This window comes from Mesoflavibacter profundi (assembly GCF_014764305.1).
Lineage (GTDB): Bacteria > Bacteroidota > Bacteroidia > Flavobacteriales > Flavobacteriaceae > Mesoflavibacter > Mesoflavibacter profundi.
On sequence record NZ_CP061703.1, the window covers coordinates 2,741,061 to 2,756,317 of the forward strand.

Below are 15,257 nucleotides of genomic sequence, written 5' to 3' on the forward strand. Positions count from 1 at the left end.
TCGTTAAAATTTGTAATTCATACTAAACCGTATAAAAAAAGGTTATAATAACTATGCAAACGAACACTTTTAAACTTTTCGTATTTTTTACAATACTATTAACATTTGTAGGTGTATATCAGGCAAATGCGCAATCTAAAAAAGATAAATTTATTGTAGTTTTAGATGCTGGTCATGGTGGTCATGATCCTGGTAAACATGCTAAATCCGGATTAAAAGAAAAAGATATTGCACTTAAAGTTGTATTAGGTATTGGTGCTATTTTAGATAAGCAACCAGATATTAAAGTGGTTTACACGCGTAAAACAGATGTGTTTGTAAACTTATACAAACGTGGTAAAATAGCTAATGATAATAATGCAGATTTATTTGTGTCTGTGCATTGTAATGCTCACAATACTCAAGCTTATGGAAGTGAAACTTACGTACTTGGTTTGCACAGAAACAATACAAATTTTGAAGTTGCTAAAGCAGAAAACGAAGTAATTTTTCTAGAGGAAAATTACGAAGAAAACTACGCTGGCTTTGATCCAAAATCACCAGAGTCTTTTATTGGTTTGTCGTTTATGCAAGAAGAATATCTGGACCAAAGCATAAAATTAGCAACAAACATACAAGATAATTTTACAAACAAACTAAAACGAAAAAATAGAGGCGTAAAACAAGCTGGTTTTATAGTTTTACATCAAACAGTAATGCCTAGCGTACTTATAGAAACTGGATTTGTAACTAATACACAAGAAGGTAAATACTTAAATTCTAAAAAAGGACAAAACGAATTATCTACATCTATTGCCAATGCAATTTTAGATTATAAAAAAGAAGTAGATAGAAATGTTGGTAATCATTTAGAAATCCCAATAGAGACTAAAGTAATTACTCCAAAAAACACAATTACAAACGTTGTTTTTAAGGTGCAATTAGCCGCTAGTTCTAAATCTTTAGAGCCTAAATCGTATAATTTTAAAGGCTTAAACGATATTTCTAGAGAAAAAGTTGGTAACCTTTATAAGTATTATTACGGTTATACTTCAGATTATAACGAAGCGCAACAACTTCAAATACAAGCTGTTAATAAAGGTTATAAAACCGCATTTATAACTGCATTTAAAGAAGGTAAACAAATAAAACTTTCCGATGCTTTAAAAAGCAAATCCAATTAGGCAATAATTATTTTTTTTATTTCTTATTTTTGTAACTAACCTAAATCATATATTTTGAAAATATCTAAAGAAATCAAAGCGGCACTAATAGTAATTTTAGGTGTATTCTTATTTGTATTTGGTTTTAACTATCTAAAAGGTAATAACATATTAGAAAATGACGATGTGTATTATACCGAGTTTGATTATAATGCACTTTCTAAATCCTCTTCTGTAACCGTAAAAGGTAATCCTGTAGGAAAAGTAAAAGATATTGTTTACGACATAAACTCAGGAAAAACTAGAGTATCTTTTACAGTAGACGATAATATAAAATTTTCAAAAAACAGCACCATAAGACTTTACAAACCAGGTCTTATGGATAATAATGCATTAGCAATAATTTTTGCAAATGATAATCAATATGCAAAAAATGGTGATTTTTTAAAATCTGAAGTAGAGCAAGGCTTGGTAGATAAGCTTACAGGTAATTTTTCTGAGCTTAGTACAGATTTAGATTCTACTTTAAAATCTGCAGACACTTTACTAATTAATCTAAACGGACTTGTTACAGATACTTCAGAAAACGGTTTAAAAAATACGATAGCCGAGTTAAATTCTACTTTAAAATCTTTTAAAAACTTATCCTATTCTATTAATGGTGTGGTAAGTAAAAATGACGAAAATATTGCGCAAGTACTTCAAAATTTTAAACAAATTAGTGAAGACTTAACAGTGTTGACTACAGATTTAAAAGAAGCTCAGCTAAGTAAAAGCATAGAAAAATTAGAAGGTACATTAACCAATGTTAATGCACTATTAGCTAGTGTAGAAAACGGTGAAGGATCTCTAGGTAAATTATTAAAAGACGATAAACTTTATAATAATTTAGAAGGCGCAGCATTACAAATGGAGCAACTTTTACAAGACATGAAGCTTAATCCTAAGCGTTACGTTCATTTTTCATTATTTGGTAAAAAGCCAAAACGTTACGATGCTGAAGGAAACGAAATTGAAGATAATAACTAACTAAATTAAATAAATATAATCATGCAGTACATTCCTAATATTCTATTTGCAATACTATTGGCAGTTGGCGTTGGTTACTTTGCAAAAAATGTTAAGAAGTTAATAAGAAACATAAAGCTTGGTAAAGATGTAGATGTTTCAGACAATTCATCACAACGATGGAAAAACATGGCTTACATTGCTTTAGGGCAAAGTAAAATGGTAAGAAGACCAATAGCTGGAATACTTCACGTTATAGTTTACATAGGATTTGTAATCATAAACATAGAAGTTTTAGAAATTATAATCGATGGATTATTTGGTACACATAGAGTTGGACTAAAAATATTACCAGAACCTGTTTATGGATTTTTAATTGGTAGTTTCGAGATTTTAGCAGCATTAGTTTTTGTATCTGTGATCGTTTTTTGGTTAAGACGAAACGTGATAAAAATTAAACGTTTTTTAAGTGCCGAAATGAAAGGTTGGCCTAAAAATGATGGTAATTTTATTTTATATTTTGAAATGGTATTAATGACATTATTTTTAATAATGAATGCTACAGATACTACATTTCAAAACTTAGGTCACGGTAATGTTATTAGCCAATACATTGCGCCAATGTTTTCTGGATTATCAAAAGGAAGCTTACACTTAATAGAAAGAACTTCTTGGTGGTTACATATTGCAGGAATATTAGTGTTTTTAAATTATTTATATTTCTCTAAGCACTTACACATATTATTAGCATTTCCTAACACTTATTACGGTAAAACAACACCTAAAGGTCAATTTACTAACGATGCAAATGTGACAAAAGAAGTACAAATGATGATGGATCCAAACGCAGATCCATTTGCAGCAACACCAGAAGGAGAAGAAGATCAAGAAGTAGAGCGCTTTGGAGCAAAAGATGCAACAGATTTATCTTGGGTAAACATACTAAATGCCTATACGTGTACAGAATGTGGTAGATGTACAAGTAATTGTCCAGCAAATCTAACCGGTAAAAAATTATCACCGCGTAAGATAATGATGGATACTAGAGATAGAATAGAAGAAATTGGTAAAAATATAGATGCTAATAAAGGACAGTTTGTAGATGATCAAAAAGATCTTTTCAGCTACATATCTAAAGAAGAAATTTGGGCTTGTACAAGTTGTAATGCTTGTGTAGAGACATGTCCAGTTAGTATAGATCCATTACAAATTATCATGGAAATGAGACGTTATTTAGTAATGGAAGAAAGTGCTGCACCAGTTGAATTAAACAACATGATGCAAAACATAGAAAATAATGGTGCACCTTGGCCATATAACCAAATGGATAGATTAAACTGGGTAAATGAGTAATAATTTATATGTGTAAATACAGTCTAATAATAGTAGTTTTATTATGCTTTAATTTATCAAAATTAAATGCGCAGGACTATAAAAAAGACTCTTTACAATTTAAAGTGATTACACATATAAAGTATGCTAATAATACTGCCGAAAAAATAGTATTAAAAAAAGTAATTTGTGATTACTGTACAGATGTACAAACAGAAGCTTTAGGACAACAAGCACTAAAAATTGCAAAAGAAGAGCAGGAAGATCCTAAAAACAGAAAACAAAACGGTATAAAAATATTATCAATATATATAAGACTGTCCAAAAAAGATTTTGCAGCCTTAAATAAATAAACTCTAAACAAGATGAGCGATCAATTAATAGTGCCAGTAATGGCAGATGTAATAGCACAAGGCAAACAACCAGAATATTTGTATTGGGTTGGATCTGCTGGTGCTTTTGATGATAGAGCAAAAAAAATAACAAAAGCATTTGTACGATTATTAAACAAAGCTAATGTAGATTTTGCAGTTTTAGGGACAGAAGAATCAGCATCTGGTGACGCAGCAAAACGTGCTGGAAACGAATTTTTATTTCAAATGCAAGCTATGACTAATATAGAAGTCATGAATATGTACGAAGTAAAAAAAATCATAACAACAGATCCACATGATTATAACACGCTTAAAAACGAATATCCTGGATTAGGCGGTAAATATGAAGTGTATCATCATACCGAATTTTTATCTCAATTAATTTCTCAAGGAAAATTAAAAATTCAAGAATCAACGTTTAAAGGAAAAAAAGTAACCTTTCATGATCCTTGTTATTTAGGTCGTGCAAACGAAGTTTACCAAGCACCAAGAGATTTAATTAAAGAATTAGGTGTTTCTTTTACAGAGATGAAGCGTAATCAACGCAATTCTTTATGTTGTGGAGCTGGCGGCGCACAAATGTTTAAAGAACCAGAAAAAGGTGATAAAGATATTAATGTTTTAAGAACAGAAGATGCTTTAGAGACTAACCCAAAAGTAATTATTACAGCTTGTCCATTTTGTAATACAATGATGACAGATGGTGTAAAAGCTAAAGAAAAAGAAGCAGATATTGAAGTGCTAGATATAGCTGAAATGTTGTCTAATACGCAATAAAAGCATTATGCAAAATAAATTATCACCCAAACAAAAAATGTTTACGGGATTACTTATGGCAATAATAGGAACAGTTATTGTTGCCATTATTAATTACATTAGAGGCTTATCATTTAGTATTATAAACTTAATGATAAGCTTTATTCTTATTTGGATATTTGGCTATTTTTTGGCTAAACCAAAATCAACAAACAATAAAGACTAAATGTTAGTACAATTTAATACACTTCCAGAAGAAGCAAGAGTTTGGATTTACCAAGCTAATAGAAGTTTTACAGAAGAAGAACTTGATCAAATTAAACACAAATTAGAGCAATTTATTACGCAATGGACAGCTCATGGATCAGACCTTAAAGCAGGATTTGATATTCGATATAAACGTTTTATCGTATTAGCGGTAGACCAATCGTCTCAAGCTGCAACAGGTTGTAGTATAGATGCATCTGTAAGATTTATACAACAATTAGAACAAGACTACAATGTAGATTTAATGGATAAAATGAATGTCTCTTACAAGCAAGGAGAATTTGTTGCTCATAAATCTTTATTGGATTTTAGAAAAATGGTAAAAGACAAAGCTGTATCTAAAAACACAATTGTTTTTAATAATTTAGTAACCAATATAAGTGAATTAAACGAAAATTGGGAAGTGCTAGCAAGCGAAAGCTGGCATAATAGATTCTTTTAAAAAGTAAATATGGCTAAAGATATATTTCTATTAAATATTTCAGGACAAGATAAACCTGGATTAACATCAAGTTTAACAAGCGTTTTATCTCATTACGGAGCAAAAGTTTTAGATATAGGTCAAGCCAATATTCACGACACCTTATCCTTAGGATTTTTATTCGAAATAGAGACAGGAAATAACTCTGCAGCAGTACTTAAAGATTTATTATTTAAAGCGTATGAGCTTGGTGTTAAAGCTAAATTTACACCAATTTCTTTAGCAGAATATGAAAAATGGGTAACCTTACAAGGTAAAGATCGCTACATTGTTACCATTTTAGGTGAAAAATTAACTGCCGAACAAATTTCTAAAGTTACTCAGGTAATATCAGACAAAAATCTGAATATTGATGCTATAAAAAGGCTAACAGGACGAACATCTTTAGTTAAAACCGAAGAGTATCCTCGTGCATCAATTCAACTTTCTATTAGAGGTAAAATTGAAAACAAAGCTGAATTCACAGAAAAATTCATGCAAATTTCTCACGATTTAGATGTAGATATTGCGTTTCAAGAAGACAATATTTATAGAAGAAACAGAAGATTAGTATGTTTTGATATGGATTCTACATTAATTCAAACAGAAGTAATTGATGAATTAGCAGAACTTGCTGGCGTTGGCGAAGAAGTTAAGGCAATTACAGAATCTGCAATGCAAGGCGAAATTGATTTTAACGAAAGTTTTAAACGTCGCATGAAATTGCTAGAAGGATTAAGTGAAGATGTATTACACAACGTTGCTATAAATTTACCAATAACTAAAGGCGCAAGACGTTTAATAGATACTTTAAAAACCTACGGTTTTAAAACTGCAATACTTTCTGGAGGATTTACATATTTTGGTCATTATCTTCAAAAAGAATTAGGTATAGATTACGTGTATGCCAATCAATTAGAGATTAAAAATGGAGCATTAACTGGCGGTTATGTTGGTGAAATTGTAGACGGAAATAAAAAAGCCGAATACTTAAAAGAAATCGCTAAAAAAGAAGGTATTGATATTAGTCAAACTATTGCTGTTGGTGATGGCGCAAATGATTTACCAATGCTAAATCTTGCAGGTTTAGGTATTGCATTTCACGCAAAACCTAAAGTTAAAAACAATGCGCAAAGCTCTATTTCTAGCATAGGATTAGATGGTGTTTTATATCTTTTAGGCTATCACGATAGACATATAGATTTAGTAGATTAAATGTTTATAAAGCTTTTATAAAACATTCTTAAAGTCTTTTATTTATAGTTTAAAATATACTAATTTGGCATAGTTTTTAGTTGAATAGTATAAGAATAGACAACTTTAATTTATGCATAAACAAATTTCCCTCGTATTTATATTTTTAACTACAACATTTCTTGTAGCTCAACACACTACAAACCCTTTATTAACAGAAGATACAGTATCTCAGCAAAAATGGGTAGATAGTGTTTATAACAGCTTGTCTTTAAACGAAAAGATTGCACAATTGTATATGGTGCAAGTTTTTTCTAATGGTGAAGGACCTTCTAAAAATGATGTTTTAGATTTAATTAAAAATCATAAAATTGGTGGTATAATTTATAGTAAAGGCGGACCAAAACGTCAAGCTATTCTTAACAATCAATTACAAGAACAAGCAAATGTTCCTTTGTTAATTGGTATGGATGCAGAATGGGGATTAAGTATGCGATTGGATTCTACATTTTCCTTTCCGTGGAATATGACTTTAGGAGCTGTAAAAAACAATCAATTAATAGAACAAACTGGTAGACAAATTGGTGAGCATTGTAAACGATTAGGTGTTCATTTTAATTTTGCACCAGTTGTAGATATTAATACCAATCCTAATAATCCAATAATTGGTAATCGTTCTTTTGGTGAAGATAGAGATAACGTCACTAATAAAGCTTTAGCCTTTATGAAAGGTATACAAAGTGCTGGTGTTTTAGCAAATGCAAAACACTTTCCAGGACATGGCGATACGTCTTCAGATTCTCATAAAACGTTACCAACGGTAGATTTTTCTGCAAAACGAATAGATTCTATAGAGCTTTACCCTTATAAAACATTGATAAAAGAAGGATTATCTAGTGTGATGGTAGCTCATCTTAATATTCCAAGTCTTACTGGAGAAAATGGATTGCCTTCTTCAATTTCAAAGGTTATAATCAACGATATTTTAAAAGAAAGATTAAAATTTAAAGGACTAATTTTTACAGATGCATTAACAATGAAAGGTGTATCTGAGTATGTTGTTCCAAGAGTTGATGGTAATTCATCGTCAAGTATAGATACACGTGGTGATGTAGATTTAACTGCATTTTTAGCAGGAAATGATGTTATGTTAATGTCTGAAGATGTGCCAAGCGGAATTAATAAAATTTCTGAAGCTTACACTAAAGGATTAATATCTGAACAACGTTTAGCGCATTCGGTTAAAAAGGTATTGCAAGCAAAATACAAAGTTGGTTTACACAATTATAAGCCTATCAATACTTTAAATTTAGTCGAAGATCTTAATCGAATAAAAGATGATGTGTTGTATGAAATGTTAATTGAAAATGCAATTACTATAGCTAAAGACACACCTAAACAACTTCCATTAAGACATTTAGAAACTAAAAAAATAGCTTATGTTAAGCTTGGAGATGATAATGGTGATGCATTTTACAATGAGTTAAAAAAGTATACAGATGTTCATATTATTTCAGATAGTAATTTAGATGGATTAATAAGTAAGCTTCAAAATTATAATACAGTAATTGTTGGATTTCATAAATCAAATGATAATCCTTGGAAATCTTATAAATTTTCAGATGAAGAATTAACTTGGTTGTACGAAATAACAAGAACCAACAACGTCATTTTAAACATTTTTGCTAAGCCATACGCCTTAATGGACTTAAAAACAGTCACTAATTTAGAAAGTGTGATTGTAAGTTATCAAAATAGTGAAGTAGCACAGCAAAAATCTGCACAACTAATATTTGGTGCTATACCCGCAAAAGGAGTTTTACCGGTCTCTACAGGCGAGTTTTTTAAAGTAGGAGATGGCATACAAACTAACAGTTTACAAAGATTAGGTTATTCTATTCCAGAACGTGTTGGTATGTCTAGTTATGCTTTGCAAAAGGTAGATTCTATTGCAAAACATGCTGTTAACGAAAAAATGACTCCAGGAATTCAATTAATTGTAGCAAGACACGGTAAAGTGATTTACAATAAAAATTTTGGAAAACATACTTACGAAGGTAAAGAAGTAGTTAAATTTAATGATATTTATGATGTAGCATCGTTAACAAAAATTGTTGCTACTTTACCGTTATTAATGGAATTAGAAGAAAAAGGCGTTGTAAGTCTAGACACAAAACTTTCCGAGATTTTACCTAGCTATAAAAATTCTAACAAAAAAAATGTAACGCTTAAAAAAATGCTTTCGCATTATGCGCAATTAAAACCTTGGATTCCTTTTTATTATAAAACTTTAGATAGTGTTACCAAAAAACCATCTTCAAAGTATTACAGAACTCAAAAAACTGAAGGGTTTACGGTTAAAGTTACTCCAGAATTATATATGAGAGACGATTACAAAGACTCTATAAATTCTATTATTAAAGATACCGATTTATTATCAAGATTAAGATACAGATATAGTGATTTACCATATTATATTTTAAAACAATATATAGAAAGATACTATGATAAACCATTAGATCAATTAGTACAAGACCATTTTTATAGATCGTTAGGCGCAAATTATACGATGTATAATCCTGCTGAAACTATAAGTAATAAACACATTGTACCTTCTGAAAATGATGATTATTATCGCTTTGAAACTGTGCAAGGTTATGTACATGATATGGGCGCAGCTATGCAAGGTGGAGTTGGTGGTCATGCTGGGATTTTTAGTAATGCTAACGACATTGCAAAAATTATGCAGCTCTTTCTTCAAAAAGGATTTTACGGCGGAAAACGCTATTTTAAAAGTGAAACTTTAGACAAATTTAATACTTGTTATTATTGCGAAAGTGATAATCGTCGTGGTATTGGATTTGATAAACCTCAATTAGGTGATGTTGGACCAACTTGTGGTTGTGTAAGTATGACTAGTTTTGGTCATTCAGGATTTACTGGTACTTATGCATGGGCAGATCCAGAAACAGAAATTGTCTATGTTTTTATGGCTAATAGAACTTATCCAACGTCACAAGGCAAAAACATGCTATTAAGAGAAAATATAAGAACCAATATTCAAGAAGCAATTTATAATGCTATAATAGATTAGCTTAAAATGTAAAGTTTACGCTTTAAATTAGACTAACAACAATAACTAATCATTCTTTTAAAGTATTAAAAGAATCAAGAATTAAAAATATGAAAATAGCTATAGTTTGCTATCCTACCTTTGGTGGAAGTGGTGTAGTTGCAACCGAATTAGGCTTAGAGTTATCCAAACGCGGACATCAAATTCACTTTATAACTTATAATCAACCTGTTAGATTAGAATTGCTTGGTAATAATGTTCATTTTCATGAAGTAAATGTGCCAGAATATCCGCTATTTCATTATCAACCATACGAATTAGCATTATCAAGTAAATTGGTAGATATGGTAAAACTTCACAATATAGAAGTATTACATGTGCATTATGCAATTCCGCACGCATACGCAGCATATATGGCTCAAAAAATGCTTTTAGAAGAAGGTGTTTACGTACCAATTGTAACAACATTACATGGAACCGATATTACTTTAGTTGGTAATCATCCTTTTTATAAACCAGCAGTAACTTTTAGTATAAATAAATCAGATGCTGTTACAGCAGTCTCTAACAGTTTAAAAGAAGATACTCTTAGGTTATTTGATATAAAAAAGGAAATTAATGTAGTCACAAACTTTATAGACATTAATAAATTTACTCACGATTTTACAGATTGTCAACGTGCTATGATGGCTACAGACAAAGAGAAAATTATCACTCACATAAGTAATATGCGTGAAGTAAAAAGAATTCCAGATGTCATTAAAGTATTTTACAATATACAAAAGGAAATTCCTGCAAAATTAATGATGGTTGGCGAAGGACCAGAAAGAGAACCAGCAGAGCGTTTATGCGAAGAATTAGGAATATCAGAAAAAGTAGTTTTCTTTGGTAATAGTAATCAAATAGATCGTATTTTATGTTTTTCAGATTTATTTTTGCTACCATCAAAAACCGAGAGTTTTGGATTATCTGCTTTAGAAGCTATGGCGTCTGGAGTTCCAGTAATTTCAAGTAATACAGGAGGAATACCAGAAGTTAATAAACACGGTTTTTCTGGATATTTAAGTGATGTGTCAGATGTAGAAGACATGAGTAGTAACGCTATAAAAATACTGTCTAATCCAGAAACTTTAAATCAATTTAAACAGAATGCTGTAACACAAGCAAAAACTTTTGATATACAGCAAATTGTACCTAAATACGAAGCAATTTATCAAGATACATTAAATAAATGCAAAGTTTATTAATAAAAAAAGCCTCCAATTTTGGAGGCTTTTTTTTATGTTTTTGTTTGATTAAAATTGATATCTAATACCTAAAGCGATATCAAAATCTAGATCATCTCTATAATCTCCAAATCCAAACTCTGGTCTAAAATCTAAAGATAGTAATAACGGAATATCAAAATCGTATTCAATACCTACATCACCAGCAGCAAATACAAAAGTTTCGCTATCATCATTTACATTTGGTAAATCATAGCTGTAAGAGCCTAATCCACCACCAACACCAGCGTACCAGTTAAATCCACCATCAATATTCCAAACCCATTGGTAAAGACCAGCAAGTTTAAATCCATCGTAGTTATTTCCAGTTCTCCAACCTAAATCGGCTTCTAATCTGTTATTGTCACCTAAAGCTCTTTGGTAAGAAACTTCGGCACCAAATCCATCACTATCACCTAAACGAAGTCCAATTGCGTTAGGAGAAATATTTTGTGCATAACTAAATGTTGCAAATCCAAGGATTGCAAGGGTTGTAATAAAAAGATTTTTCATAATTTTTTAATTGTTAAGGTTTTAAGTAAAATTAAATATAAATTCATTTGAATGTTAAAATTTACTCCTAAATGCTTGTTAATATTGGTTAACAAATCTTAAATTTGAAGATATAAATCCGTCTTATCTATTATGAAATCTAAGCTTTCTCAACTTTCAACTTTACTAGAAGGCGAACTTCATTTTGACATTTTATTAAGAAAAATTTATGCTACAGATGCATCTGTTTATAAAATGTTGCCACTTGCAGTTTCTTATCCAAAGACCATAAACGATATAAAAACGCTAATAGATTTTGCTAAGACCAATAATACGTCTTTAATACCTCGTACTGCAGGTACGTCTTTAGCAGGTCAATGTGTTGGTGACGGTATAGTTGTAGATGTGTCTAAATATTTTACAAAAATTTTAAATTTAGATGTCGTTTCTAAAACTGTGACAGTTCAACCAGGCGTTGTTCGTGATCAATTAAATAACTATTTAAAACCGTTTGGATTATTTTTTGGTCCAAATACATCTACGTCTAATCGCTGTATGATTGGCGGAATGGTTGGTAACAACTCGTCCGGAACAACGTCTATTAAATATGGTGTGACCAGAGATAAAGTTATTCAGTTAAAAACCATTTTAAGTGATGGAACTGAAGCTGTTTTTAATTCAAAAACTAAAACAGAAATTCAGCAATTAAAATCAGAAAACACTTTAGAAGCCAATATTTATAAGGTTTTAGATGAAATTATTTCTTCAGAAGAAACCGTAAACGAAATAAAAAACAACTTTCCAAAACCCGAAATTCATAGAAGAAACACTGGATATGCAATTGACGAATTAATAGAAAAAGAGGCTATTAACGTCGCTAAATTATTATCAGGAAGCGAAGGTACATTAGCCTTTACTACCGAAATTACTTTGCAACTAGATGCTTTACCACCAAAACATCGCGTTATGGTAGCCATGCATTTTAAAACTATTGAAGATTGTTTAAAAGCAGTAAAACCTGCAATGCAGCACGATTTGTTTAATTGCGAAATGATGGATAAAACCATTTTGGATTGCACAAAAGCAAACAAAACACAACAAGAAAACAGATATTTTATAACAGGTAATCCTATGGCGATTTTAATGTGTGAAGTTAGAGCAAACACATTAATCGATACCAAAAACAAAGCAAATGCTTTAATAACTGATATTGAAAAACACAATTTAAGCTACGCTAATCCTGTTTTAATAGAAGATGATATTGATAAAGCTAATAACTTAAGAAGTGCTGGGTTAGGTTTGTTGGGTAATATTGTTGGTGATAAAAAAGCGGTTGCATGTATTGAAGATACAGCTGTAACTATTGATGATTTAGCCAATTACATTAATGAATTTACTGCATTAATGAAGCGTTACAACCAAAATGCAGTGTATTATGCGCATGCTGGTGCTGGCGAGCTTCATCTACGTCCAATTTTAGATTTAAAACAATCTGAAGACGTCAAATTATTTAGGCAAATCACAACCGATGTTGCTAAATTAGTTAAACAATATAATGGATCTTTTAGTGGCGAACATGGTGATGGAATTGTACGAGCTGAATTTATCGAGTTAATGATAGGTAACAAAAACTACCAAACGCTTAAGCAAATAAAGTACACTTTTGATCCAGAAAATATTTTTAATCCTGGTAAAATTGTAGATGCTTTACCAATGGATAAAAACTTACGCTATCAACCTGATAGAGTAGAACCTAACATTAAAACCAAGCTTGATTTCTCTAAGTCTTTAGGCATTTTACGCGAAGCTGAAAAATGCAACGGATCAGGAGATTGTAGAAAATTGCCTGAATTTGGTGGTACAATGTGTCCAAGTTACAGGGCTACAAAAAACGAAAAAGATACCACAAGAGCTAGAGCTAATGCGTTGCGTGAGTTTTTAACAACTTCAGATCAAGAAAATAAATTCAATCATAAAGAACTAAAAGATGTATTTGATTTATGTCTAAGCTGTAAAGCTTGTGCTAGTGAATGTCCAAGTAGTGTAGATGTTACAAGTTTAAAAGCCGAGTTTTTATACCAATATCAAAAAGAAAATGGTATTAGTTGGCGCACCAAATTGTTTGCTTACAACAATCAATTAAATGTGTTTGGAAGACGTTTTAAAGGTGTGACTAATTTTATGTTTTCTAATAAAATGTCGTCTTCATTAATCAAAAAAAGTTTTGGTGTTGCTTCTCGAAGAAGTTTACCCTTATTATCAAGTGTTAGTTTAGATGGTTACTATCAAAGTGCTAAAAATCAGTTAATTAACAGCAATTCAATTAAAAAAATATATTTGTTTAATGATGAATTTACTAATCAACTAGATAGCCAAATAGGTCAGGACGCAATAACACTTTTAAGCGCATTAAATTATCAAGTTGAAATTGTAAATCATACCGAATCTGGTCGTTCGTTTTTATCCAAAGGATTATTGGATCAAGCAAAAACTGTAGCAGATAAAAATGTTGAAATTTTTAAAAAGTTAATTAATGAAAACACACCGTTAATAGGTATAGAACCTTCAGCAATTCTAACGTTTAAAGATGAATATCCAAGATTGGTAGATGATAAAATTTCAGCAGAACAAATTGCTAAACACACCTTCTTAATTGAAGAATTTATTAGTAATGAAATTGCTATTGGAAATATCACTTCAGATCAATTCACACTTGAAGAAAAAACTATTAAATTTCATGGACATTGCCATCAAAAAGCATTGTCTAATCAAATACATAGTTTTAACGTTTTAAACCTTCCAAAAAATTATAAAGTTACAATCATACCAAGTGGTTGTTGTGGTATGGCAGGAAGTTTTGGCTACGAAAAAGAACACTTTGATATTAGTATGAAAGTAGGCGAGCAAACTTTATTTCCAGCTATAAGAAAAGCCGATAAAAATACAGTGATTAGTGCTAATGGTACTAGCTGTAGGCATCAAATAAAAGATGGAACACAGCGAACTGCATTCCATCCAATTTCTATATTAAAAGAGGCTTTATTGTAACGTGTATGTTGTTAACTCTTGTGTGTTTGTAACAGACATACTTGTTGGTAAATTAGTTAATTCTATACCAGCTAATTCTAAAAGAGTTAAAGTGTTAGCGTTTAAAGTATAACCAATTTGGGCATCTGCACTTATAAGTCCTACATTTTTTGCGTAAAATGCATCTACAGACATAACATCTTGCATATCTATTAAACTTAATGTTTGTGAAAATCCGCCAACAGTAACTGTTGTACTAACAGATAATCTTAAAGTAATATTAGCAGAAGTTACAGTATCGTAATTAGTGTTTAATACAGATAAATTATTTAAGTTTTCTAATTGTGTACTAGTTAATTCGTAAGTTATAGTAATTGGAAAACCTTGTAAATCCTGTGTAAAGCTATCGGTTTGTGAAGATAACTCAGTATTTAAACTTGCTTGTGTATCATACAGCAAAGCATTATTAAAATCTATAGAAAAATCTAAACCATTTATTGGTAAGCTTAAACTTCCGTTAGTTGCAAGCGTGGTTTCTGTTCGAGTTAATTCGCCAGTTGTTAAAATATTAGACATGGTACCATATGCAACTGTACCATCGTTAGCTGTTAAAGTAAATCCGTTAGAAGATTCACTTTCAACAGTTAAAACATCTTCATTAGTTTCAGTTGTGTTTGTATCGTTATCTGTGTTGTTTACTTCGTATCTCCATTCATTATTAGTCGTTAGAGGAAAGAAGTTTCCGGTAAAAGTTTCGTTTGGCGTGTCTTCAGAAGAAGTGTCATCTTCAGAGCAATTCCATAATAATAAACAAAATAGTAATAGAGTCGTAGGTTTTAAAAATTTCATAAGATTTGTTTTTCACAA

The 15,257-nt window shown here is 30.7% G+C and carries 12 protein-coding genes; 10 read left to right on the plus strand and 2 right to left on the minus strand.

Going from position 1 to position 15,257, the window contains the following annotated elements; all coding sequences use genetic code 11:
- Positions 1 to 53: 53 nt before the first annotated feature.
- From IFB02_RS12305 to bshA, 9 genes are all read left to right on the plus strand, one after another.
- On the plus strand, positions 54 to 1,163 hold the full coding sequence (locus IFB02_RS12305; RefSeq protein ID WP_106688664.1) for an N-acetylmuramoyl-L-alanine amidase family protein: 1,110 nt from the start codon (positions 54 to 56) through the stop codon (positions 1,161 to 1,163).
- A 54-nt stretch (positions 1,164 to 1,217) separates the two neighbouring features.
- Positions 1,218 to 2,171 (plus strand): MlaD family protein, encoded by a 954-nt coding sequence (locus IFB02_RS12310; RefSeq protein ID WP_223878847.1) that lies wholly within the window; start codon positions 1,218 to 1,220, stop codon positions 2,169 to 2,171.
- Positions 2,172 to 2,192: 21 nt separating this feature from the next.
- Positions 2,193 to 3,503: a (Fe-S)-binding protein gene (locus tag IFB02_RS12315; protein ID WP_106688665.1), complete on the plus strand. Its 1,311-nt coding sequence runs from the start codon at positions 2,193 to 2,195 to the stop codon at positions 3,501 to 3,503.
- Between the two features lie 8 nt (positions 3,504 to 3,511).
- Positions 3,512 to 3,835, plus strand: coding sequence for a hypothetical protein (locus IFB02_RS12320; RefSeq protein WP_106688666.1), 324 nt, complete (start codon positions 3,512 to 3,514; stop codon positions 3,833 to 3,835).
- Between the two features lie 12 nt (positions 3,836 to 3,847).
- Positions 3,848 to 4,633 (plus strand): (Fe-S)-binding protein, encoded by a 786-nt coding sequence (locus IFB02_RS12325; protein ID WP_106688667.1) that lies wholly within the window; start codon positions 3,848 to 3,850, stop codon positions 4,631 to 4,633.
- A gap of 205 nt (positions 4,634 to 4,838) precedes the next feature.
- The gene (locus tag IFB02_RS12330; protein ID WP_106688669.1) at positions 4,839 to 5,321 is read left to right on the plus strand and encodes an ABC transporter ATPase; all 483 of its coding nucleotides are present in this window, start codon (positions 4,839 to 4,841) and stop codon (positions 5,319 to 5,321) included.
- Between the two features lie 9 nt (positions 5,322 to 5,330).
- Complete coding sequence (gene serB, locus IFB02_RS12335) at positions 5,331 to 6,554, plus strand: phosphoserine phosphatase SerB (protein ID WP_106688670.1); 1,224 nt, start codon at positions 5,331 to 5,333, stop codon at positions 6,552 to 6,554.
- Positions 6,555 to 6,666: 112 nt separating this feature from the next.
- Positions 6,667 to 9,627, plus strand: a complete 2,961-nt coding sequence (locus IFB02_RS12340; RefSeq protein ID WP_106688671.1) for a glycoside hydrolase family 3 N-terminal domain-containing protein — start codon at positions 6,667 to 6,669, stop codon at positions 9,625 to 9,627.
- An 89-nt stretch (positions 9,628 to 9,716) separates the two neighbouring features.
- Positions 9,717 to 10,853 carry an N-acetyl-alpha-D-glucosaminyl L-malate synthase BshA gene (gene bshA / locus IFB02_RS12345; protein ID WP_106688672.1) on the plus strand — a complete coding sequence of 379 codons (1,137 nt, stop codon included), beginning with the start codon at positions 9,717 to 9,719 and terminating at the stop codon, positions 10,851 to 10,853.
- Between the two features lie 48 nt (positions 10,854 to 10,901).
- Here bshA and IFB02_RS12350 read toward each other — a convergent pair whose 3' ends face one another.
- Complete coding sequence (locus tag IFB02_RS12350) at positions 10,902 to 11,384, minus strand: hypothetical protein (RefSeq protein WP_106688673.1); 483 nt, start codon at positions 11,382 to 11,384, stop codon at positions 10,902 to 10,904.
- Positions 11,385 to 11,516: 132 nt separating this feature from the next.
- Here IFB02_RS12350 and IFB02_RS12355 point away from each other — a divergent pair, with 132 nt between their 5' ends.
- Positions 11,517 to 14,411, plus strand: coding sequence for an FAD-binding and (Fe-S)-binding domain-containing protein (locus IFB02_RS12355; RefSeq protein ID WP_106688674.1), 2,895 nt, complete (start codon positions 11,517 to 11,519; stop codon positions 14,409 to 14,411).
- On the opposite strand, the gene IFB02_RS12360 is transcribed toward IFB02_RS12355, so the two are convergent.
- Complete coding sequence (locus tag IFB02_RS12360; protein WP_106688675.1) at positions 14,403 to 15,239, minus strand: hypothetical protein; 837 nt, start codon at positions 15,237 to 15,239, stop codon at positions 14,403 to 14,405. The two genes, IFB02_RS12355 and IFB02_RS12360, sit on opposite strands and share 9 nt — an antisense overlap.
- Between the last annotated feature and the right edge of the window lie 18 nt (positions 15,240 to 15,257).

What these genes read in the sequence shown, in the direction of transcription:
- serB (WP_106688670.1), top strand. Translation starts at nt 5,331, where the DNA reads ATGGCTAAAGATATATTTCTATTAAATATTTCAGGACAAGATAAACCT.
- IFB02_RS12350 (WP_106688673.1), bottom strand. Translation starts at nt 11,384, where the DNA reads ATGAAAAATCTTTTTATTACAACCCTTGCAATCCTTGGATTTGCAACA.
- IFB02_RS12305 (WP_106688664.1), top strand. Translation starts at nt 54, where the DNA reads ATGCAAACGAACACTTTTAAACTTTTCGTATTTTTTACAATACTATTA.
- IFB02_RS12340 (WP_106688671.1), top strand. Translation starts at nt 6,667, where the DNA reads ATGCATAAACAAATTTCCCTCGTATTTATATTTTTAACTACAACATTT.
- IFB02_RS12320 (WP_106688666.1), top strand. Translation starts at nt 3,512, where the DNA reads ATGTGTAAATACAGTCTAATAATAGTAGTTTTATTATGCTTTAATTTA.
- bshA (WP_106688672.1), top strand. Translation starts at nt 9,717, where the DNA reads ATGAAAATAGCTATAGTTTGCTATCCTACCTTTGGTGGAAGTGGTGTA.
- IFB02_RS12330 (WP_106688669.1), top strand. Translation starts at nt 4,839, where the DNA reads ATGTTAGTACAATTTAATACACTTCCAGAAGAAGCAAGAGTTTGGATT.
- IFB02_RS12355 (WP_106688674.1), top strand. Translation starts at nt 11,517, where the DNA reads ATGAAATCTAAGCTTTCTCAACTTTCAACTTTACTAGAAGGCGAACTT.
- IFB02_RS12325 (WP_106688667.1), top strand. Translation starts at nt 3,848, where the DNA reads ATGAGCGATCAATTAATAGTGCCAGTAATGGCAGATGTAATAGCACAA.
- IFB02_RS12315 (WP_106688665.1), top strand. Translation starts at nt 2,193, where the DNA reads ATGCAGTACATTCCTAATATTCTATTTGCAATACTATTGGCAGTTGGC.
- IFB02_RS12360 (WP_106688675.1), bottom strand. Translation starts at nt 15,239, where the DNA reads ATGAAATTTTTAAAACCTACGACTCTATTACTATTTTGTTTATTATTA.